This is a genomic window from Subtercola sp. PAMC28395, assembly GCF_018889995.1.
Classification (GTDB): domain Bacteria; phylum Actinomycetota; class Actinomycetes; order Actinomycetales; family Microbacteriaceae; genus Subtercola.
Window position 1 is genome coordinate 1,934,112 of the sequence record NZ_CP076547.1, and the last position, 19,156, is coordinate 1,953,267.

At 65.3% G+C, this 19,156-nt stretch carries 17 protein-coding genes and 2 tRNA genes; 13 read left to right on the top strand and 6 right to left on the bottom strand.

What is annotated here, in order from left to right; genetic code table 11:
• The first annotated feature begins 82 nt into the window (after positions 1-82).
• The 4 genes from KPL76_RS08950 to KPL76_RS08965 all read left to right on the top strand — a co-directional run bounded on the left by KPL76_RS08950 (position 83) and on the right by KPL76_RS08965 (position 3,747).
• On the top strand, positions 83-901 hold the full coding sequence (locus KPL76_RS08950) for a single-stranded DNA-binding protein (RefSeq protein ID WP_216332468.1): 819 nt from the start codon (positions 83-85) through the stop codon (positions 899-901).
• A gap of 132 nt (positions 902-1,033) precedes the next feature.
• Positions 1,034-1,525, top strand: coding sequence for a hypothetical protein (locus KPL76_RS08955; protein ID WP_253201967.1), 492 nt, complete (start codon positions 1,034-1,036; stop codon positions 1,523-1,525).
• Positions 1,526-1,527: 2 nt separating this feature from the next.
• Positions 1,528-3,210 carry an energy-dependent translational throttle protein EttA gene (gene ettA / locus KPL76_RS08960; protein WP_205109760.1) on the top strand — a complete coding sequence of 561 codons (1,683 nt, stop codon included), beginning with the start codon at positions 1,528-1,530 and terminating at the stop codon, positions 3,208-3,210.
• Positions 3,211-3,225: 15 nt separating this feature from the next.
• The gene (locus KPL76_RS08965; RefSeq protein WP_216332472.1) at positions 3,226-3,747 is read left to right on the top strand and encodes a thioesterase family protein; all 522 of its coding nucleotides are present in this window, start codon (positions 3,226-3,228) and stop codon (positions 3,745-3,747) included.
• A gap of 56 nt (positions 3,748-3,803) precedes the next feature.
• Here the strand turns inward: KPL76_RS08965 and KPL76_RS08970 are convergent, their stop codons facing one another.
• Positions 3,804-4,685 carry an acyl-CoA thioesterase II gene (locus KPL76_RS08970; RefSeq protein WP_216332474.1) on the bottom strand — a complete coding sequence of 294 codons (882 nt, stop codon included), beginning with the start codon at positions 4,683-4,685 and terminating at the stop codon, positions 3,804-3,806.
• Between the two features lie 76 nt (positions 4,686-4,761).
• Here KPL76_RS08970 and KPL76_RS08975 point away from each other — a divergent pair, with 76 nt between their 5' ends.
• Complete coding sequence (locus KPL76_RS08975) at positions 4,762-5,421, top strand: hypothetical protein (RefSeq protein ID WP_216332476.1); 660 nt, start codon at positions 4,762-4,764, stop codon at positions 5,419-5,421.
• A gap of 103 nt (positions 5,422-5,524) precedes the next feature.
• Here the strand turns inward: KPL76_RS08975 and KPL76_RS08980 are convergent, their stop codons facing one another.
• The 4 genes from KPL76_RS08980 to pepN form a co-directional block, all read right to left on the bottom strand.
• Positions 5,525-7,198, bottom strand: a complete 1,674-nt coding sequence (locus KPL76_RS08980; protein ID WP_216332478.1) for an FAD-binding dehydrogenase — start codon at positions 7,196-7,198, stop codon at positions 5,525-5,527.
• A 142-nt stretch (positions 7,199-7,340) separates the two neighbouring features.
• A complete protein-coding gene (locus KPL76_RS08985; RefSeq protein WP_216332480.1) occupies positions 7,341-7,799 on the bottom strand; it encodes a globin in 459 nt (152 codons plus the stop codon).
• A 4-nt stretch (positions 7,800-7,803) separates the two neighbouring features.
• Entirely contained in the window at positions 7,804-8,802 is a 999-nt protein-coding gene (locus tag KPL76_RS08990) for a mechanosensitive ion channel family protein (protein ID WP_216332482.1), read from the bottom strand.
• A gap of 224 nt (positions 8,803-9,026) precedes the next feature.
• Entirely contained in the window at positions 9,027-11,570 is a 2,544-nt protein-coding gene (gene pepN / locus KPL76_RS08995) for an aminopeptidase N (RefSeq protein ID WP_216332484.1), read from the bottom strand.
• Between the two features lie 190 nt (positions 11,571-11,760).
• Here pepN and KPL76_RS09000 point away from each other — a divergent pair, with 190 nt between their 5' ends.
• The 4 genes from KPL76_RS09000 to KPL76_RS09015 all read left to right on the top strand — a co-directional run bounded on the left by KPL76_RS09000 (position 11,761) and on the right by KPL76_RS09015 (position 15,546).
• Positions 11,761-12,321, top strand: a complete 561-nt coding sequence (locus KPL76_RS09000) for a ribose-5-phosphate isomerase (RefSeq protein WP_216332486.1) — start codon at positions 11,761-11,763, stop codon at positions 12,319-12,321.
• 24 nt (positions 12,322-12,345) lie between these two features.
• Complete coding sequence (locus tag KPL76_RS09005) at positions 12,346-13,263, top strand: Fpg/Nei family DNA glycosylase (protein ID WP_216332488.1); 918 nt, start codon at positions 12,346-12,348, stop codon at positions 13,261-13,263.
• 73 nt (positions 13,264-13,336) lie between these two features.
• Positions 13,337-14,008 carry an FMN-binding negative transcriptional regulator gene (locus tag KPL76_RS09010; RefSeq protein ID WP_216332490.1) on the top strand — a complete coding sequence of 224 codons (672 nt, stop codon included), beginning with the start codon at positions 13,337-13,339 and terminating at the stop codon, positions 14,006-14,008.
• A complete protein-coding gene (locus KPL76_RS09015) occupies positions 14,005-15,546 on the top strand; it encodes an amidohydrolase (protein ID WP_216332492.1) in 1,542 nt (513 codons plus the stop codon). Before KPL76_RS09010 ends, KPL76_RS09015 begins: the two co-directional genes overlap by 4 nt.
• A 257-nt stretch (positions 15,547-15,803) precedes the next feature.
• Here KPL76_RS09015 and KPL76_RS09020 read toward each other — a convergent pair.
• Positions 15,804-15,874 (bottom strand) — tRNA-Gly (locus KPL76_RS09020).
• 136 nt (positions 15,875-16,010) lie between these two features.
• On the opposite strand from KPL76_RS09020, the gene KPL76_RS09025 reads away from it, so the two are divergent.
• From KPL76_RS09025 to KPL76_RS09040, 4 genes are all read left to right on the top strand, one after another.
• Positions 16,011-16,084, top strand: a tRNA-Pro gene (locus KPL76_RS09025).
• Between the two features lie 92 nt (positions 16,085-16,176).
• The gene (tig, locus tag KPL76_RS09030) at positions 16,177-17,550 is read left to right on the top strand and encodes a trigger factor (RefSeq protein ID WP_216332501.1); all 1,374 of its coding nucleotides are present in this window, start codon (positions 16,177-16,179) and stop codon (positions 17,548-17,550) included.
• A gap of 244 nt (positions 17,551-17,794) precedes the next feature.
• Positions 17,795-18,397, top strand: a complete 603-nt coding sequence (locus tag KPL76_RS09035; protein WP_371733954.1) for an ATP-dependent Clp protease proteolytic subunit — start codon at positions 17,795-17,797, stop codon at positions 18,395-18,397.
• A gap of 33 nt (positions 18,398-18,430) precedes the next feature.
• Positions 18,431-19,111, top strand: a complete 681-nt coding sequence (locus tag KPL76_RS09040; protein ID WP_205109729.1) for an ATP-dependent Clp protease proteolytic subunit — start codon at positions 18,431-18,433, stop codon at positions 19,109-19,111.
• Positions 19,112-19,156 lie beyond the last annotated feature (45 nt).

Genomic DNA, 19,156 nt, shown 5'->3' on the forward strand with positions numbered 1-19,156 from the left:
TCCTCTGCCCCGCCGCGTTCGCGACGGGGCAGAGTCGTCTCACCGGGCCATCGTGCCTGTCGACGAGAGAGAGAAGACAACCGTGACCGACACCATTTCGCTGACCGGAGTCGTGGCAACAGAGCCGAGATTCCTCACCACCAACGACGGGCTGGAGGTGACCACTTTCCGGCTGGCGTCCAGCCAGCGCCGGTTCGACCGCAACAAGAATGCCTGGGTCGATGCGGGAACGAACTGGTACACCGTCGCGTCGTTCAGGCAACTCGCTTCGAACCTCGCACAATCAATCAGTAAGGGCGACCGGGTCGTAGCCACGGGTCGGCTGCGCATCCGGGAATGGCAGGGCACGGAGCGAGCGGGTATCACCGTGGAGATCGAGGCCGATTCCGTCGGCCATGATCTCGCCTGGGGTCGGTCGGTCTTCACCAGAACGGCGGGGTCATCCGCCGGCGCACAGGCCCTTTCACGAGACGCGTCATCCCGTGGCCAGAACGTGCCCGCAGGCTCAGGTTCGCGGAACGACCTGAGCGATGCACTGCCGGCCGGGCAGAGTGCTGGTGGGCAGGTGCATGGTGGAGGGTTCCTGCCAGCAGGTGACCCTGATCCATTCACGCTACCGGTCTCGGGTTTCCCGGCGTTGTCTCCGGGGGGTGCAGCCGATTGGAACTCCTCGCTCGGCCAGGGTGTGGCCGCCGATGCCGGCTCTGACGCGGCCAGCGGGCGGCCGCAGGCAGCCTGGAGCGACCACGGGCGTGTCGACGTCGAGGTCGCTGACGCTGAAGACGACGACGTCGATGACGGCGACGACGATGATGACTTTGACGACGTCGACGGTAGCGAGTTCGCTGACGACATCGCTGTGGAAGTGACCGCTGTCGCCAGCAACACACCAACCGGCTGACGTACCGATGCCCTCGTGGGCTTCCGGAGCGCCGAACCGCGCTTGTCCTGGCTTCTGAGCTTTTCTCCATGCTGGCCCGCTTAGACTACGTGGCACAGGGGCGGGTACAACCAGATGAGTAGGAGAGCGGTCATGCGTGGTGCGCAACAGCTGGGCATTCTGGCTGCGGTGTCTGTCGGCGCTGTGTTCGCACTCGCGGGGTGCACCTCTGCGCCTTCGCCGGGTCCCACCGCGACACCATCGACATCGGCTGCACCTGCGCCGTCTCCGTCGCCTTCGGTTGCTCCTGTTCACGTTGCCAATGGAACGGCCGCGCAGAACCAGGCATTCTTCGACTTCGTCAATGCCGGCGTCATCACGACTGCTGCGGCGGCGAACAGCCAAGCAGACGGGGTCGCTTTCATCTCTGCGCTCCGCTCGGGCGGATTCGCTGTCGCCGACATGCAGGTGACTCCCGACGTGACCACCGTGGGCGTCAAGGCCGATTCGATCCAGTTCTCCGTCGCCATTGGGGGGCAGTGCCTCATCGGCCAGTACGGTTTCGGCCACTACACGAGCATCGTTGCGCCCGCGCTGGGTACGGGTGGCTGTCTGATCGGTGAGACGCGCCCAATAGACTGGTAGCCATGGCCGAATACATTTATTCCATGGTGCGCGCCCGCAAGGCCGTGGGCGACAAACTGATCCTCGACGACGTCACGATGGCATTCCTGCCCGGGGCGAAGATCGGCATTGTCGGTCCCAACGGGGCCGGCAAGTCGACCATCCTGAAGATCATGGCCGGGCTCGACACACCAAGCAACGGTGAGGCCAAACTCAGCCCGGGCTACACCGTCGGCATCCTCATGCAGGAGCCTGAACTCGACGAGACGAAGACGGTCCTCGAGAACGTGCAAGAGGGGGTTGGCCCGATCAAGGCCAAGGTCGACCGCTTCAATGAGATCTCCCAGGAGCTGGCCGACCCTGACGCCGACTTCGACACGCTGCTGGCCGAAATGGGCACACTGCAGGAGCAGATCGACGCCGAAGACGCCTGGGATCTCGACTCCCAGCTCGAACAGGCGATGGATGCCCTGCGAACCCCGCCCGGCGATGCCAGTGTCGCCAACCTCTCCGGTGGCGAGAAGCGTCGCGTCGCGCTCACCAAGCTGCTGCTGCAGAAGCCCGACCTCCTCCTGCTCGACGAACCGACGAACCACCTCGACGCCGAGAGTGTGCTCTGGCTCGAGCAGCACCTGGCGAAATATCACGGTGCCGTTCTCGCCGTGACACACGACCGGTACTTCCTCGACCACGTCGCGGAGTGGATCGCCGAAGTCGACCGTGGGCACCTGTACCCCTACGAGGGCAACTACTCGACCTACCTCGAGAAGAAGCAGGAACGGCTCATGGTGCAGGGCAAGAAAGACGCCAAGCTCTCGAAGAGACTCGCTGAAGAGCTCGCATGGGTGCGGTCGAACGCCAAGGGACGCCAGGCGAAGTCCAAGGCACGCCTTGCCCGCTACGAAGAGATGGCGACCGAAGCCGAGCGCACCAAGAAGCTCGACTTCGAGGAGATCGTGATTCCCGTGGGCCCGCGCCTCGGTTCGCAGGTCATCGATGCGAAGCACCTGCACAAGGGGTTCGGAGAGCGCGTGCTCATCGACGACCTCAGCTTCACGTTGCCCCGAAATGGCATCGTCGGCGTCATCGGCCCGAACGGCGTCGGCAAGTCGACGCTGTTCAAGACCATCGTGGGGTTCGAGCCGCTCGACTCCGGTGAGCTGGTCATCGGCGACACTGTCGACATCTCCTACGTCGACCAGGACAGGGGCGGCATCGATCCGAAGAAGACCCTCTGGGAGGTCGTCTCCGACGGCCAGGACTACATCCAGGTCGGCAAGACGGAGATCCCCTCCCGTGCCTACGTCTCGACGTTCGGTTTCAAGGGTCCTGACCAGCAGAAGGCTGCGGGGGTCCTCTCCGGCGGGGAGCGGAACCGCCTCAACCTGGCGCTCACGCTCAAACAGGGGGGCAACCTGCTGCTGCTCGACGAACCGACGAACGACCTCGACGTCGAAACGCTCGGCAGCCTCGAGAACGCCCTGCTCGAGTTCCCTGGCTGCGCTGTGGTCATCACACACGACCGGTGGTTCCTCGACCGCATCGCCACGCACATCCTCTCGTACGAAGGCACCGAAGACGATCCGGCAAACTGGTACTGGTTCGAGGGAAACTTCGAGTCGTACGAGCAGAACAAGATCGAGCGGCTCGGCCCCGATGCGGCAAAGCCCCATCGTTCCGCGTACCGCAAGCTCACTCGCGACTAGGCGCGGCGCACGCCGATGAGACTCCACATCCCCACCCGCCTGCGCTGGTCCGACCTCGACGCGTACGGGCACGTCAACAACGTACAGATCCTGCGGCTTCTCGAAGAGGCGCGCGTGCAGGCCTTCTGGGCGACTGACGAACCCGGAATCCAGCTGAAGACATCGGAGTCCGGCGAGACGGGCGACCGCACGTCGATCGAAGGAACCACGATGGCGGTCATCAATGCCGATCTCGGGTCCGCGACGCTCAGCCTGGTCGCCCACCAGGAGGTCGAATACCTGGCACCGATTCCGTTCCTTCGACAGCCGCTCGACCTCCACTTGTGGATCAGTCGACTCGGTGGTGCGAGCCTCGAGCTCTGCTACGAGGTCTGGAGCCCCGAGGGTGTCGAACCGGCGACGCTCTTCACCCGGGCATCCACCACGCTCGTTCTGGTCGACGCGGCGACGCAGCGACCCAGGCGCATCACCGACGAGGAGCGCGCGGCATGGCAGCCCTACGTCGACGAACCGGTGGTCTTCAACAAACGCCGCTGAAACACCCTCGGGGTGGTGACCTCAGCGACGCGCAGCCAGCAGAGGAACCATGCTCCTCAGTGCACGGGAACCCGTACCATGCCTTCCTGCGCCACAGACGCGAGCAGGATGCCCGCCTGCGAGTAGATACGGCCGGTCGCCAGCCCTCGGCCACCCTGGGCGCTTGGGGATTCCTGCACGTAGAGCATCCACTCGTCCGCCCGCCCTGGGCGGTGCCACCACATCGCGTGATCGAGACTGGCCGACTTGAGACCGGGAGTGACCCAGACGACGCTGTGGCGGCGAAAGATCGGTTCAAGCAGCGAATAGTCGCTGGCGTAGGCCATCGCTGCGCGGTGGAGATCCGGGTCGTCGGGGAGCGGGCCGATCGATTTCATCCAGATGGCCTGGTATTCGACCGGATTGGGATCGGAGGACAGGTAGATCGGTGAACCCACGTGCCGAATGTCGAACGGGCGCTGGTGCGCCCAGTTCTGGGCGACGGGGTGATCGATGTGGCCGATGAGTTCAGCGACGCTGGGCAACTCTTCGGGGCTCGGCAGGCCGGCGGGTATGTCGATCTGGTGGTCGAGGCCCGGCCCGACTGCCTGGAACGAGGCGATCATCGACAGGATCGGAAGGCCATCCTGATACGCCTGCGTCCGACGCGTCGAGAACGAGCGGCCGTCATGGATCCGGTCGACGGAGAAGGTGATGGGCTTCGAGGTGTCTCCGGGCCGCAGGAAGTACCCGTGCATGGAGTGCGCCGGCCGTTCACCGCCGACGGTGTGCTGTGCCGCGATGAGCGACTGGGCGAGCACCTGGCCACCGAAGACGCGACCGTGGGCGGTCCACTGCGAAGGGGCGGTGAAGATGTCTTCTGCCGTTCGGGCGCCCGTATCGGTGAGTGTCAGCGTCGCCAGAAGATCGGCCATCGGATCAGCATTCGGATTCGTCATGAAGCCTCCATCTCAGTACTGCAACAGCTGTGCCAGAACACGCACGAACCGTTTCCTTGAAGTAGTTTAGAAGCTGATGGTTCATTCGTTTTCTCTCGTCGACGCGCTCTCCCTCGGAGACCTCAAGGTCTTTCTGGGACGTGCAGCGCGGATCGGCACCGGCTCGGTGCGCCTGATCGGCGGCCAGGGCGTGCTCGCGGTCTATGCGTCAGTGCTGGCACCCAAGGGGTTGCTCGACGATGCCCCGACCGTTCTCGGGCTTCGTACGTTCGCCCTGACCGACAAGACCGTACAGTTCGACGAGATCGTCTCGATCCGCGCTCTGCTCGACCGACTGGCGATGCTCTCGGTCACAGTGAACGGAGAGACGGGCCCTGTCGACGTCTCCCTTCCGCCTGCCGAGGGCCTCATGGCGTGGGCCGGGATCTCACCACCTCGCGGGGGGTGGACGAACCTCGGCCTCGTCGACGCAGCCGTGCTGGAGCGGTCGGCCGGAGAGGGTATCTCTGAGGTCGCGGCGGCTCTCCCGCCCGACACGGGCGAGCAACTCGTGCACAAGGTCCGCTCAGAGGTCTGGGGCCGCGCGATTCCCGACATCGACCGACGAACTGCTGCCGGGGCCGCGTTTGCCGCGGTGAGCCTGGGCTTCCTGCGCCCTGATGACCCCGTCGCTCTGTACGAGTCGGGGCCATGGACCCGCCTCACAACCCGTCGCGGCCACATCCTCACACGCTGAACGCGGGCGCGCCGGCCCTGCCCACGTGATCGACTTTCCCGATTGCGCACCGATTTCGCGAGATGCTCGCACAATCGGGCAACTCGATGCGAGGCGGGGCACGTCAGAGTTGCGCGGCAACAGCACGGCCGGCCTGGCGGCCCGAGAAGATGCAGCCGCCCAGAAAAGTGCCTTCGAGCGAACGGTAGCCGTGCATCCCGCCGCCACCGAAGCCTGACGCCTCGCCTGCGGCATACAGCCCGTCGATCGGAGTGCCATCGACACCACGAGCACGCCCCGACAGATCGGTTTCTATGCCGCCGAGTGACTTGCGGGTGAGAACGTGCAGTTTGACGGCGATCAGCGGCCCGGCCTTCGGATCGAGGAGCTTGTGGGGAGCCGCCACGCGGATCAGCCTGTCGCCGCGGTAGTTTCTCGCACCCCGAATCGCGGTGATCTGTGCATCTTTGGTGAACACATTGTCGATCTCGCGGTCGCGCGCCCGGATCTCGCTCTCGACGAGGTCGGCGTTCAGCGGGCTCGGGCCGGACTCACCGGCGCCCGACAGACGCTGCATGCCTGCCAGAAGCTCGTTCAGCGTGTCTGCCACGATGAAGTCGACACCCCTCGCCTTGAACGCCTCTATCGGCCCCGGCGCGCCGGGGCCGATGCGCGCGGCCAGCAGCCGCAGGTCTTTGCCCGTGAGGTCAGGGTTCTGCTCGCTGCCCGAGAGCGCGAACTCCTTCTCGATGATCTTCTGGGTGAGCACGAACCAGCTGTAGTCGAACCCCGTCGAGACGATGTGCTCGAGTGTTCCGAGCGTATCGAAGCCGGGGAACAGAGGTACCGGGAGTCGCTTGCCCGTCGCGTCGAGCCACAGCGACGAGGGCCCCGGCAGAATCCGGATTCCGTGCCGGGGCCACACGGGATCGAAATTGGTCACCCCCTCGGTGTAGTGCCACATGCGATCAGTGTTGACGAGGCGCGCGCCGGCCGCCTGGGTGATGCCGAGCATCCGGCCGTCGACGTGTGCGGGTACGCCCGAGAGCATGGATGTTGGTGCCTGCCCCATTCGAACCGGCCAGTTCGCGCGCACCAGGTCGTGGTTGCCCCCGATGCCCCCGCTCGTCACGATCACGGCAGAGGATCGCAGCGAGAACTCGCCCTTCACCTCCCGTGAACTGGTCTCACCGCGGGCCGCGCCCGATGCCTCGAGAACGCTGCCACTGACGCCGGTCACGCGCCCGCCGGTCACCTCCAGGGCGTCCACGCGGTGTCGGTGCAGCATGGTGACGAGGCCCGCGTCGACCCCGGCCTGCACGCGGGCCGCGAAGGGGGCGACGACGCCCGGTCCCGTTCCCCAGGTGATGTGAAACCGCGGTACTGAGTTGCCGTGCCCGTTCGCGGTGTAACCGCCTCGCTCGGCCCAGCCGACCACAGGAAAGAACCGCACGCCCCGCTGGCGGAGCCACGAACGCTTCTCCCCGGCGGCGAACTGCAGGTAGGCCTCTGCCCAGCGCCTCGGCCAATAGTCCTCCGGGCGGTCGAAACCGGCAGAGCCGAACCAGTCCTGCCGGGCGAGTTCGAGGCTGTCGCGCACCCCGAGCCGACGCTGCTCCGGGCTGTCGACCAGGAACAGCCCACCGAACGACCACCACGCCTGGCCCCCGAGCGAGGCCGCCGGCTCCTGCTCGACGATGGTGACCCTCCGACCGGCATCGACGAGTTCTGCGGTGGCGACCAGGCCTGCGAGCCCCGCCCCGACAACGATGACATCGGTCTCTTCGGGGTCTGTCATCAGAAACATCCTTGTCTCAGTCTCAGTCTCAGTCTCAGTCTCGGTCTCGGTGTCGGTCTCGAAATCGTGGTTTCACAGCGGTGATGCCCAGCGCGAATCTCGAAGGCCCGAGCCCGCCCAGATCCGAGACCTGCGTATTCCGTTACTCGTCGAACGTATTCACCATGGCATGCGCTGCGCGTTCGAGATAGTCCCACAGGGTCGCCTCCTGAAGCGGCGGCAGCGCCAGGGAGTCGACGGCGACCCTCATGTGTGCCAACCATCGGTCGCGGGCATCGGGGTTGACCTTGAACGGGTTGTGCCGCATCCGCAGCCTCGGGTGACCGCGCTGCTGGCTGTAGGTGGTCGGGCCATCCCAGTACTGCTCGAGAAAGCCCGTCAATCGCTGGATGGCCCCTTCGAGGTCGTCTTCGGGGTACATCGGCTTCAAGACCGGGTCACCCGCGACGCCGCGGTAGAACTCGCGCACCAGGGCCTCGAACGTGGGGCGGCCGCCGAGCTGCTCGTAGAACGTGGTGCCGGATTCGGTTGCCGGCACCGACGCCGTCGGCACCACCGGGATCAGTGGGATGCCCGTGGGGCGCTGGGTTTCGTCGGTCATGGTGTCACGCCTTGCCAGTGGGGGAGCCGGGGGTACGCCCGGGGTCTGCGGGTGTCGGGGTGGGAATCGACTTGGTGCGCGGTGGCCGGGCGCCTGCGACGGATGATGCACCCTCGAATCCCGTGAGAACGATGCTGTTCAGCGAAGGCAGCTTCACGCCCATCGCATCGAGCGAACGTTTGAGCATCATCCGGAGCTCGCGTGCGACATCGTCTTTGGCGTTGGTGCGCGTCTTTATGACGAGGCGGATCACGAGGGCCTCGGCCGAGATGCTCTCGAGCCCCCAGATCTCGGGTTTCTCGAGGATTCGCGACCGCCACTTGGGGTTCAGGGCGAGCTCGTTCGCCGTTTCGAGCATGCGTGCCTGTACGGCGTCGACGTCGGTATCGTAGGGGATGGCGAGGTCGATGATGACCCGCGCCCAGCCCTGCGACATGTTGCCGACGCGAAGGATCTCGCCGTTGCGCACGAACCAGAGTGTGCCGTTGACGTCGCGAAGCGTCGTCACCCGAATGCCGACGGCCTCGACCACACCGGTCGCGGGGCCGAGGTCGACAACGTCGCCGACGCCGAGCTGGTCTTCGACCACCATGAACAGGCCGTTGAGCATGTCTTTGATGACGTTCTGGGCGCCGAAACCGAGGGCGGCCCCGATGACACCGGCGCTCGCGACAAGGGCCGTGACCTGGAACTGCAGTTCGCCGAGGATCATGATGAAGGCGAAGACGACGATCGACCAGGTGATCACGTTCGAGAGCACGCTGCCCATGGTGCGGGTGCGCTGAACCACACGTACGGCGGCCACCGGAGAGGCGGGGAGCTCCTGGGTGTTCTCGGCGTCATGCTTCTTCTTGACGCCGGTGACCACGCGCTTCACGACGCGGTCGACCGACCTCAACAGGATCCACCGGGCGATCAGGGCTCCGAGGATGATCAGCACGATGTTGATCAGGTGCTGGAACGTCGTGTAGAAGTCCCCGACGCTGGCCCAGAATTCATTCATTTGTGCCCAATCGTACTCACCCGTCCCTTGGCATTGCCCGAGGCATTCGGCCCAGCTTCGCTAGCGACCTCGGGTTCGCTGTCGGGCGAGCATGCAACGGTGAAACTGGGGAACGCCAGAGCGCAGGCAGCCCGTGAACGCTCGCCCGAACTCGGTTGGTCCGCCGATCGGCCTCGGCGGAGTGGCAATCGCAGCGCGTGCGTGGCGTCAGACACGCCGCAAGATCAAGCGGCGTCTTTGGCCTGGGCAGCGAGGGCGCGGTCGACGCCGGCGAGGTTCTCGACCACGAGACGGCGAAGTGCGGCCGGCTCCGGGTCGGTGTCGAGCCAGGCCTGCGTTGCATCACGGAGTTCCTGGCTCGCGAGCCCAGCCGGGTACAGCCCGGTGATGAGGGTTGCCGCGATCTGGTAGCTGCGGGTCTCCCACAGCTCTTTCACGACCTCGAAGTACTTCGCAATGTATGGCTGCAGCAGCGCGTCGTCGTTCGAGCGTTGGAAACCAGCGGTCGTGGCCCGAACGATGAGGTTCGACGCCGTATCGGTGTCGACAAGCGATGCCCAGGCAGCAGCTTTCGCCTCGGCCGTGGGAATCGATGCCCTGGCGCTCGCCGCCGACTGGGCGCCGGTGGCCGTGTTGTCTGCCGCGAGGGCCTCGGCGATCTCCGTCTCTCCCGCCACTCCGTTCGCCACGAGAGCGGTCAGCAGGTCCCACGTGAGGTCGGTGTCGATCGCGAGCCCGTCGAGTGCGACGGAGCCGTCCCTGAGCCCGGCCACGACCGCCAGATCGTCAGCGGAGCTGGCAACCGCGGCGAAGAACTTCACGAACTGGAACTGCTCGTCAGAACCGGGAGCAGCGTTTCGCGCGAGCGACCAGAGCTCCGTCGCCGCGTGGGCGACCGCCTCCTGGCTGAACGAAGGAGCGACATAGAGCTTTGCCGTCAGCACCAGCTGGTTGAGGGCCGTGCGGAGTGTGGTGCTCTCACTCTCGGTGGCGATGTTGCCGAGCACCAGGCGAACGAAGTCTCGTGGGCGCGTCTCTGCATCGCGCGTGGCGTCCCACGCCGAACCCCACACGATCGAGCGGGCGAGCCCGTCTTCGATCGCGGCAAGGTGATCGATGGCGGTCTGCAACGACAGCTCGTCGAGGCGGATCTTCGCGTACGCCAGGTCATCGTCGTTGAGCAGCACCAGGTCTGGCCTCGAGAGCCCGATGAGTTCATCGACCACTGTCGTCTCGCCGGCAACGTCGAGTTCCACCCGATGGTTCCGGATGAGCGCGCCTTCGTGAAGGTTGTAGAAACCGACAGCGAGGCGATGCGGGCGGATCGTCGGGTACTCCTCGATCGCCGTCTGGGTGATGGCGAACGAGGTGATCACACCGTCGGAGTCCGTCTCGATCTCGGGGCGCAGCGTGTTGACGCCGGCCGTCTCGAGCCAGAGCGCCGACCACTCGGCAAGGTCACGACCGCTGGTCGATTCCAGCTCCATGAGCAGGTCGGTGAGCTCGGTGTTCGAGTACGCGTGCTTCTGGAAGTACTGCCCGACACCGGCGAGGAACTGTTCCTGGCCCACCCACGAGACGAGCTGCTTGAGTACAGACGCGCCCTTGGCGTAGGTGATTCCGTCGAAGTTGACCTGCACGTCGTCGAGGTCGTTGATCGTGGCAAAGATGGGGTGCGTCGAGGGCAGCTGGTCCTGGCGGTAGGCCCAGCTCTTCTCGGTTGACGCGAACGTCGCCCAGGCGCCGTGCCACTCGGTCGCCTCAGCAGTGGCGAGCGTCGAGATGTACTCGGCGAACGACTCGTTCAGCCACAGGTCGTTCCACCACTTCATGGTGACCAGGTCCCCGAACCACATGTGGGCGAGTTCGTGCAGGATGGTCACGACGCGGCGCTCCCGCTGGGCATCCGTCACCTTGCTTCTGAACACGTACGACTCTGTGAAGGTCACTGCCCCCGCGTTCTCCATGGCACCGGCGTTGAACTCGGGCACGAACATCTGGTCGTACTTCGTGAACGGGTAAGGGTAGGCGAATGCCTTCTCGTAGAACTCGAAACCCTTGCGGGTCGTGTCGAAGACGTAGTCGGCATCCATGTACTGGGCGAGGGATGCCCGCGAGAACACGCCCAGGGGAATCACTCTGCCGTCGCTCGACGTCAGCTCGCTGTGCCAGGCCACGTAGGGCCCGGCGACGATCGCTGTGACATAGGACGAGAGGATGGGCGTGGTCTCGAAGCTCCAGGTCGCCGTGCCGACGCCGGTGGCGACGGGTTCGGGCGTGGGGGAGTTGGAGATGACCTGCCAGTAGTCGGGCGCGGTCACCGTGAAGGTGAAGGTCGCCTTGAGGTCGGGCTGCTCGAACACGGCGAAGACGCGGCGTGAATCGGGCACTTCGAACTGGCTGTAGAGGTAGACCTCACCGTCGACCGGGTCGACGAAGCGGTGCAGCCCCTCACCGGTGTTCGTGTACATCGCGTCGGCAACCACGGTCAGGATGTTGTCGTCCGAGAGGTCGTCGAGCTGGATGCGCACACCATCGCTGACCGAAGCCGGTTCGAGGTCGACCCCGTTCAACAGCACAGAGTGCACGTTCTTCGTGATCGCGTCGATGAACGTCGATGCGCCGGCGCTGGCGGTGAACCGAACGGTCGTGGTACTCAGAAAGGTCTCCGCGCCCTGGGTCAGGTCGAGCGTGACGTCGTAGCTCGACACCGAGACGAGCGCTTTGCGCTCCTGTGCTTCGATGCGGGTGAGGTTTTCTCCAGGCAACTGATGTTCTCCGTAGTGGTGTGTAGACGGTGGGATGCGGCCGCACGCGGCCGAAGGACTTCGTGCTGAACTGCCTCGTGGGCTGTCTGTTCGCTCGTGAAATCCCGCACCAAGCCTAGCCCTGCCCCCTTGTGGTCACCCGGGTGACGCTCGCCACCCACCCGAGAGACCCGGCCCCTAAACTTGACTCATGCGTATTCACCTCGGCACCGACCACGCGGGGCTCGACTTCAGCTGTCACCTCTTCGACCACCTCACAGCGGCAGGCCACGACGTCGTGGATCACGGCCCGGCCAGCTACGAACCGCTCGACGACTACCCTTCGTTCTGCATCAATGCCGCGCTCGGCGTCGTGCGCGACCAGCAGGCTGGTGTCGAGGCGCTCGGTATCGTCTTCGGTGGCTCAGGCAACGGCGAGCAGATCGCAGCGAACAAGGTGAAGGGCGCCCGCGCCGCCCTCGTCTGGAGCCACTCCACCGCGGTGCTGGCCCGCCAGCACAACGATGCGAACCTCATTGCCATCGGCGCACGCCAGCACACCGTCGACGAGGCCGTCTCGTTCATCGACGCCTTCATCGGCGAACCGTTCTCCCTCGAGGAGCGCCACGTGCGCCGCATCGCCCAGCTCGCCGAGTACGAGGCAACGGGTGCGATCGCCGGCGTGTACGTCGGCCCCGATGCGGGTGGCACAGAATCCGTCACCTCTGATCCCACGCCGACCGGCCAGTTCAACCCGGCCGACCTGCACTGACCCGCTGGGGCACTCCGGTCCGTCATGCCTGAAGGTCATTCCGTCCACCGCATCGCGCTCCAGTTCGAGCGTGACTTCGTCGGGCACCTCGTCGCCGTGAGCTCTCCCCAGGGCCGCTTTGCCGCTGGTGCCGCTGAAATCGACGGTCTCCGGATGCTCGAGGCCCGCGCCGTGGGCAAGCAGATGTTCCTGCGTTTCGAGCATGACAAGTGGCTGCGCATCCATCTCGGCATCTACGGCGCCTGGGACTTCTTCGGCACGATCTCGGCCATCACCGCCGAGTCAGAGGCACTCGGCAGTATCGGTGCACCGCGGTTGCGGCGAGCAGTGCGCATGGCAGAGACCGAGCACACCAAAGACACCGATCTGAGCACATTTCCGCCCGAACCCGTCGGCGCCGTGCGTGTTCGACTGGCGACCGAAGACAGTGTTGCCGACCTGCGCGGCCCGACGGCGTGCGAGGTCATCGACCCGGCCCAGCTCGCCACCGTGCTCGAGCGACTCGGCCCCGACCCGGCCACCGACAGGAGCCCGGCCGCCGAAGACCGGTTCGTCACCCGCCTTCGCGCGAAACCCACGGCGGTCGGCCAGCTGCTCATGGACCAGTCGGTCGTGGCCGGCATCGGCAACGTCTACCGGGCCGAGATGCTCTTCCGCGCGCGTCTGAACCCGCACACTCCGGGCAAGAAGGTCACAGAAGACCAGGCCCGCGCCCTGTGGGCGGACTGGGTGCACCTGCTCGACCTCGGCATCCGCACCGGCCAGATGCTCACCATGGACGGCCTCGACCCCGAAGCCCAGGCGCTCGCGCTTGCCAACCGCGAAGACCGGCACTGGGTCTACAAGCGCGAAGGACTGCCGTGCCGCGTCTGCGGAACACACATCGTCGTCGAGGTGATGGCCGCCAGAAAGCTCTACTGGTGCCCGTTCTGCCAGAAGTGATGCCGGGCATCCGGCCGCCTGCCGTGAGGTCGCTTCGGCCTCGAAGTGGCCCCGAAACGGCTAAAGTCGCCTGATGAGAACCAACCCGAGCTTCGCGCTCGACGATCGCGCAGAGATCCGGCGGCTCATCGAGCAGAACCCGTGGGTCACGCTCGTGAGCAACACCAGCGCGGGGCTCGTGGCGTCGCACTACCCCGTCATCCTCGACGTGAACGCTCCGGCCGACGAGATCGTCATCGTGAGCCACGTGGGGCGACCGGATGAACGGCTGCACGAACTCGGCCAGCACGAGGTGCTCGTGGTGGTGCAAGGCCCGCACGGCTACATCTCGCCAGGGTGGTATGACGCGAACCCCGCTGTGCCGACGTGGAACTTCATCTCGGCCCACCTGCACGGAGTGCCCGAGATTCTCTCCGACGCCGAGAACCTCGAGGTGCTCTCCACGCTCGTCGATCACTTCGAAGACCGGATGCCCGAACCCCGCCGAATGAACGGCACGCTGGCGAACGCGGAATACTCGGCACGAATCAGCGCTGGAACGGTGGGTTTCCGACTGACGGTCGCGCGATTCGAGGCGAAGTCGAAACTGAGCCAGAACAGGCCCGCCGAGACGGTCGAGCGCATCATCCATGAACTCGCCGACGGCGACACCTACTATCGCCAGCCGGCACTCGCGGCTGAGATGCGGCGGATTCACGACGCGCCTGTGTTGCCAGCGGAGACGACCGGGGTTCCGGGGGCATGACCGACGGCATTCTGCAGCCCCGGGGTTCCCGCCCGGAGTCTGCTCCCGATGTGTTCCTGCGCGGCGGGCGCGTGCCGGGCAACGACGCGGAGATCGACGTTCTGCTCGCCGACGGGCGCATCCGGGCGATCATGCCCAGCAGCATCGTGCGCCCGCCCGCCACGGCAGAGGTGCACGAGCTCGATGGGCGCTTCTTCATGCCGGGCCTCTGGGACAACCACGTGCACTTCACGCAGTGGGCCCTCTTCAGCCGACGGGTCGACCTCTCGGGTGCGGAGTCGGCCCGCGATGTCGAGGGGCTGCTCCGTGCTCACCGGCAGGCGGAGGCATCAGGGCGCGAGCCGGCCGGAGGAGCCATCATCGGTGTCGGGGTGCGCGATGGAATGTGGGCCGATCCCGGGGCGCTCGACCGGCATCTGCTCGACCGCGTCTCGCCCGGGCATCCGGTCATTCTCGCCAGCGGCGACCTGCACGGCTGCTGGCTCAACTCGGCGGCCCTCGCGCTGCACGGCCTCGGGGATCACCCCACGGGCCACCTTCGTGAAGATGACTGCTTCGCCGTACTGAGCTCGCTCGACGACGTGCCGGAGAAGTTGGGCGATGCGTTCGTCGCAGACGCTGCTGCTGCCGCCGCCCGGCGCGGGATCGTGGGCATCGTCGATCTCGAGATGCGTGACAACCTCGTCGATTGGACTCGCCGTATCGCCGCCGGCACCACCGCGCTCCGGGTGTCGTTCGGCATCTACACCGAGCGCCTCGAGCAGAGCATCGCCGCCGGGTTGCGTACGGGTGACGTCATCCCGGGCACAAACGGGCTCCTCAGCGTCGGCCCGTTCAAGGTCATCACCGACGGCTCACTGGGCACGCGCACCGCCTACTGTTTCGACGAATACGAGGGCTTCGAGGGGCATGCGCATTCCCGTGGCATGCTCACGGTGGCACCGGATGCCCTGCTCAGCCTGCTCGAACGCGCGACCGGCGCGGGTCTGACCCCGGCCGTGCACGCGATCGGGGACCACGCCAACCGGCTCGCCCTCGATGCCTTCGAGGCGCTGGGCCGTGGCGGGCGCATCGAGCACGCACAGCTGTTGACGGTCACCGACCTGGCGCGGTTCGCAGCTCTCGGAGTCGTCGCAAGCGTGCAGCCCGAGCACGCGATGGATGACCGCGACATCGCCGACCGCTACTGGGCGGGTCGCACCGACCGCGCGTTCGTGTTCGAGAGCCTCCGGGCATCGGGCGCGGCCCTGCTCCTCGGCTCTGACGCGCCTGTGGCGCCGCTGGACCCGTGGGTAACGCTCGCGGCGGCGATCGGTCGCTCCCGAGACGGGCGAGCCCCGTGGCACCCCGAGCAGCGCCTCGCGTTCGATGCCGCCCTTGCAGCGTCGACGAACGGTGTCGCCGCAATCGGTGTCGGCCTGCCCGCCGACGTGGTCGTCACCGAGCTCGACCCGACGGATGCTGCGCCAGGCGCCCTGCGCACGATGCCGGTGGCCGCAACCTTCCTGGCTGGCCGCCCCACGCACCTCGCCCTCTAGCGCCTCAGCACCCGGCCTGTGCTCGGCAGGAGGATGTCGCAGACGGGGTGGCAGTCGTCTTTATCGGCGAGGACATTCCGCAAAAGTTGAGCAAAGTCGTTGTGACCAGCACGGAAGGGCTGCGCACGGAGGCCGGATCTGTTCTGCCCGGCGAGGACGGGGAAGACCGGTAGCGCGTCGTGCCCGGCAGGGACGTTTCGCAAACTGTGGTGGGAAGCCGTCTTGCCCGGCAGGGACGGGCAAGACCAGTAACGGAGAGGGGATGACGAGAATCGAACTCGCGTGATCAGTTTGGAAGACTGAGGCTCTACCATTGAGCTACATCCCCGCGTGCATCCGGATACTGACCGGCGGCACTCGAATATCGTAGTACAGGTTCGGGTTGGCCGTCTCACACGTGCGATGCAGCTCCTGTTCGAACTCCGCGCCACGTCTGTGCACTAGACTTGCGGAGGTTTATTTCCCGGGGCGTAGCTCAGCTTGGTAGAGCGCTCGGTTTGGGACCGAGAGGTCGCAGGTTCGAATCCTGTCGCCCCGACTCGCAGCGCATTCCGATGTGCGCGAAGTAATTTCGAAAACCACAGTACCGATTCAGGCAGTACAGATTCAGTTCTCAGGAGATTCTTTAACGTGAAGACCACGGTCGAAAAGCTCAGCCCCACCCGCGTCAAGCTGGCGATTTCGGTTACCCCCGAAGAGCTGAAGCCCAGCATTGACCACGCCTACAGCCACATCGCCGAGCAGGTCAACATTCCCGGCTTCCGCAAGGGCAAGGTTCCGCCGCCCCTCATCGACCAGCGTGTGGGCAAAGAGGCTGTTCTCGAGCACGCCGTGAACGACGGGCTCGACGGCTTCTACCGTGCCGCGATCGCAGAGCAGGAGCTTCGCCCGCTGGGCCGCCCCGAGGCCGACATCGTCGAATGGCCGAGCAACAAGGACTTCACAGGCGATCTTCAGCTCGCCATCGAGGTCGACGTTCGCCCCGAGCTCGACCTCCCCGACTACGAAGGCCTCGCGATCACCGTTGACGCCCTCGAGGTGAGCGACGACGAGGTCGACGCTGAGCTCGAGAAGCTCCGCACCCGCTTCGGCACCCTCGTCACGGTCGATCGCCCCATCGCGACCGGCGACTTCGCCCAGCTCGACCTCATCGCCACGATCGATGACGCAGAGGTCGACAATGCGACCGGCATCTCCTACGAGGTCGGCTCCGGCGAACTGCTCGAAGGCCTCGACGGAGTTCTCGACTCCCTGACTGCCGGTGAGACTACTTCGTTCGAGGCTCCTCTTCTCGGCGGCGACTTCGCCGGCAAAGACGCGCTCATCACGGTCACGGTCAACTCGGTCAAGGAGCGCGAGCTTCCCGAAGCCGACGACGATTTCGCCCAGATCTCGAGCGAGTTCGACACGATCGACGAGCTGAAGGCCGACCTCAAGGTGCAGGCCCTCCGCCAGAAGACGTTCGGCCAGGTGACGGATGCCCGCACCAAGACGCTCGAAGCCCTGCTCGCCCTCGTTGAGGTGCCGGTACCGCCGAAGCTGATCGAAGACGAGGTGCACCGCCACCTCGAGAACGAGAGCCGCCTCGAAGACGACGAGCACCGCGCCGAGGTCACCGAGTCGAGCACCGCCACGTTCAAGACCCAGATTCTTCTCGACGTCGTCGCAGAGAAAGAGGGCGTGAAGGTCTCGCAAGACGAACTGAGCCAGTACCTCATCCAGAGCGCTGCCCAGTACGGCATGGAGCCGCAGGAGTTCGTTCAGGTCCTCGACCAGAACGGCCAGATCCCCGCCATGGTCGGCGAGGTCGCCCGCAACAAGGCGCTCGCGATCGTTCTCGACAAGGCTGTCGTCACCGACTCGAACGGCGCCGTCGTCGATGTCTCGGAGTTCACTGCCGTGACGCGCGATGCCGACCAGCCCTTCACGATCACCGACAGCGACGACGATGACCACGAAGGTCACGACCACGACGGTCACGACCACGCAGGTCACTCGCACTAGTCCAGCCGGCACGCACTCCATGAAGAAGGGCCCCACGATCATCCGTGGGGCCCTTCTTCGTACCCCAGCACACGGAAACTCGATCGACTTTCCCCGTCGCGCACAACTTTTCACCTTTTGCCGCACATTCGGGCGACTCGATTTGTGGCGAGACTCTGCCCACGGCGAACAGGGGCTTTTCGGCGCGAACGCTCCACTACATTCGAAGTACCGCAAGTGAATTGGAGCGACAAACATGGCCGATATGGCGATGCCGAACAGTGTTTTCGAACGTCTGCTGAAAGACCGGATCATCTGGCTCGGCACTGAAGTTCGTGACGACATGGCAAATGAGATCTGCGCCAAGATCCTGCTTCTTGCTGCAGAAGATCCCAAGCGCGACATCTACCTCTACATCAACTCGCCCGGCGGATCGATCACCGCGGGCATGGCCATCTACGACACGATGAAGTTCGTCTCGAACGACATCGTCACCGTGGGTATCGGCATGGCGGCCTCGATGGGGCAGTTCCTGCTCTCCTCCGGCACAAAGGGCAAGCGCTACATCACCCCGAACGCTCGGGTGCTGCTGCACCAGCCGTCTGGCGGTTTCGGTGGAACGAGCGCCGACATCCAGACCCAGGCGCTGCTCATTCTCGACATGAAGAAGCGCATGGCTGAGCTCACCGCTGAGCAGACCGGCAAGACCCCCGAGCAGGTCATGATCGACGGTGATCGCGACAACTGGTTCACCGCGCAGGAGGCACTCGAGTACGGGTTCGTCGACTACGTTCGTGAATTCTCGTCCGACGTGGCCGGTGGCGGCGGTACTGAGACCGCCGACTCCGTTCCCTCCGCATCCAACTAGTCGCGACTTCGACCCAAGAACAGAGATAAAACGATGGAAACCCCCACCTTCGGCGGAATGCCGATCGCCAGCCCCTACGGCAATGGCACCACGCCCTCCAACCGCTACATCCTGCCGACGTTCGAAGAGCGCACGGCCTACGGCTACAAGCGCCAGGACCCGTACGCGAAGCTCTTCGAAGACCGCATCATCTTTCTCGGTGTGCAGATCGACGACGCCTCAGCCGATGACGTCATGGCCCAGCTTCTCGTGCTCGAGAGCCAGGATCCTGACCGCGACATCGAGATGTACATCAACTCTCCCGGTGGCTCGTTCACCGCGATGACGGCGATCTATGACACGATGCAGTACGTCAAGCCGAACATCCAGACCGTCTGCCTCGGCCAGGCGGCTTCGGCTGCGGCAGTCATCCTCGCTGCTGGTACGCCGGGCAAGCGTCTCGCTCTGCCCAACGCGCGCATCCTCATCCACCAGCCCTCCGCTGGCGGGCAGGGTGGTGGCCAGGCCTCCGACATCGAGATCCAGGCCCGCGAGATCCTCCGTATGCGCACCTGGCTCGAAGACACGCTCGCGTTCCACTCGAACCGCACCACAGAGCAGGTCAACAAGGACATCGACCGCGACAACATCCTGAGTGCCGCTGACGCCGTGGAGTACGGCATCATCGACCAGGTCCTGACCTCGCGCAAGAACCTGCCGGCGCTGGTCAAATAAGTACCGCCAGTCGTCTGTAGCACGACGATCGAAATGGATGCCCGA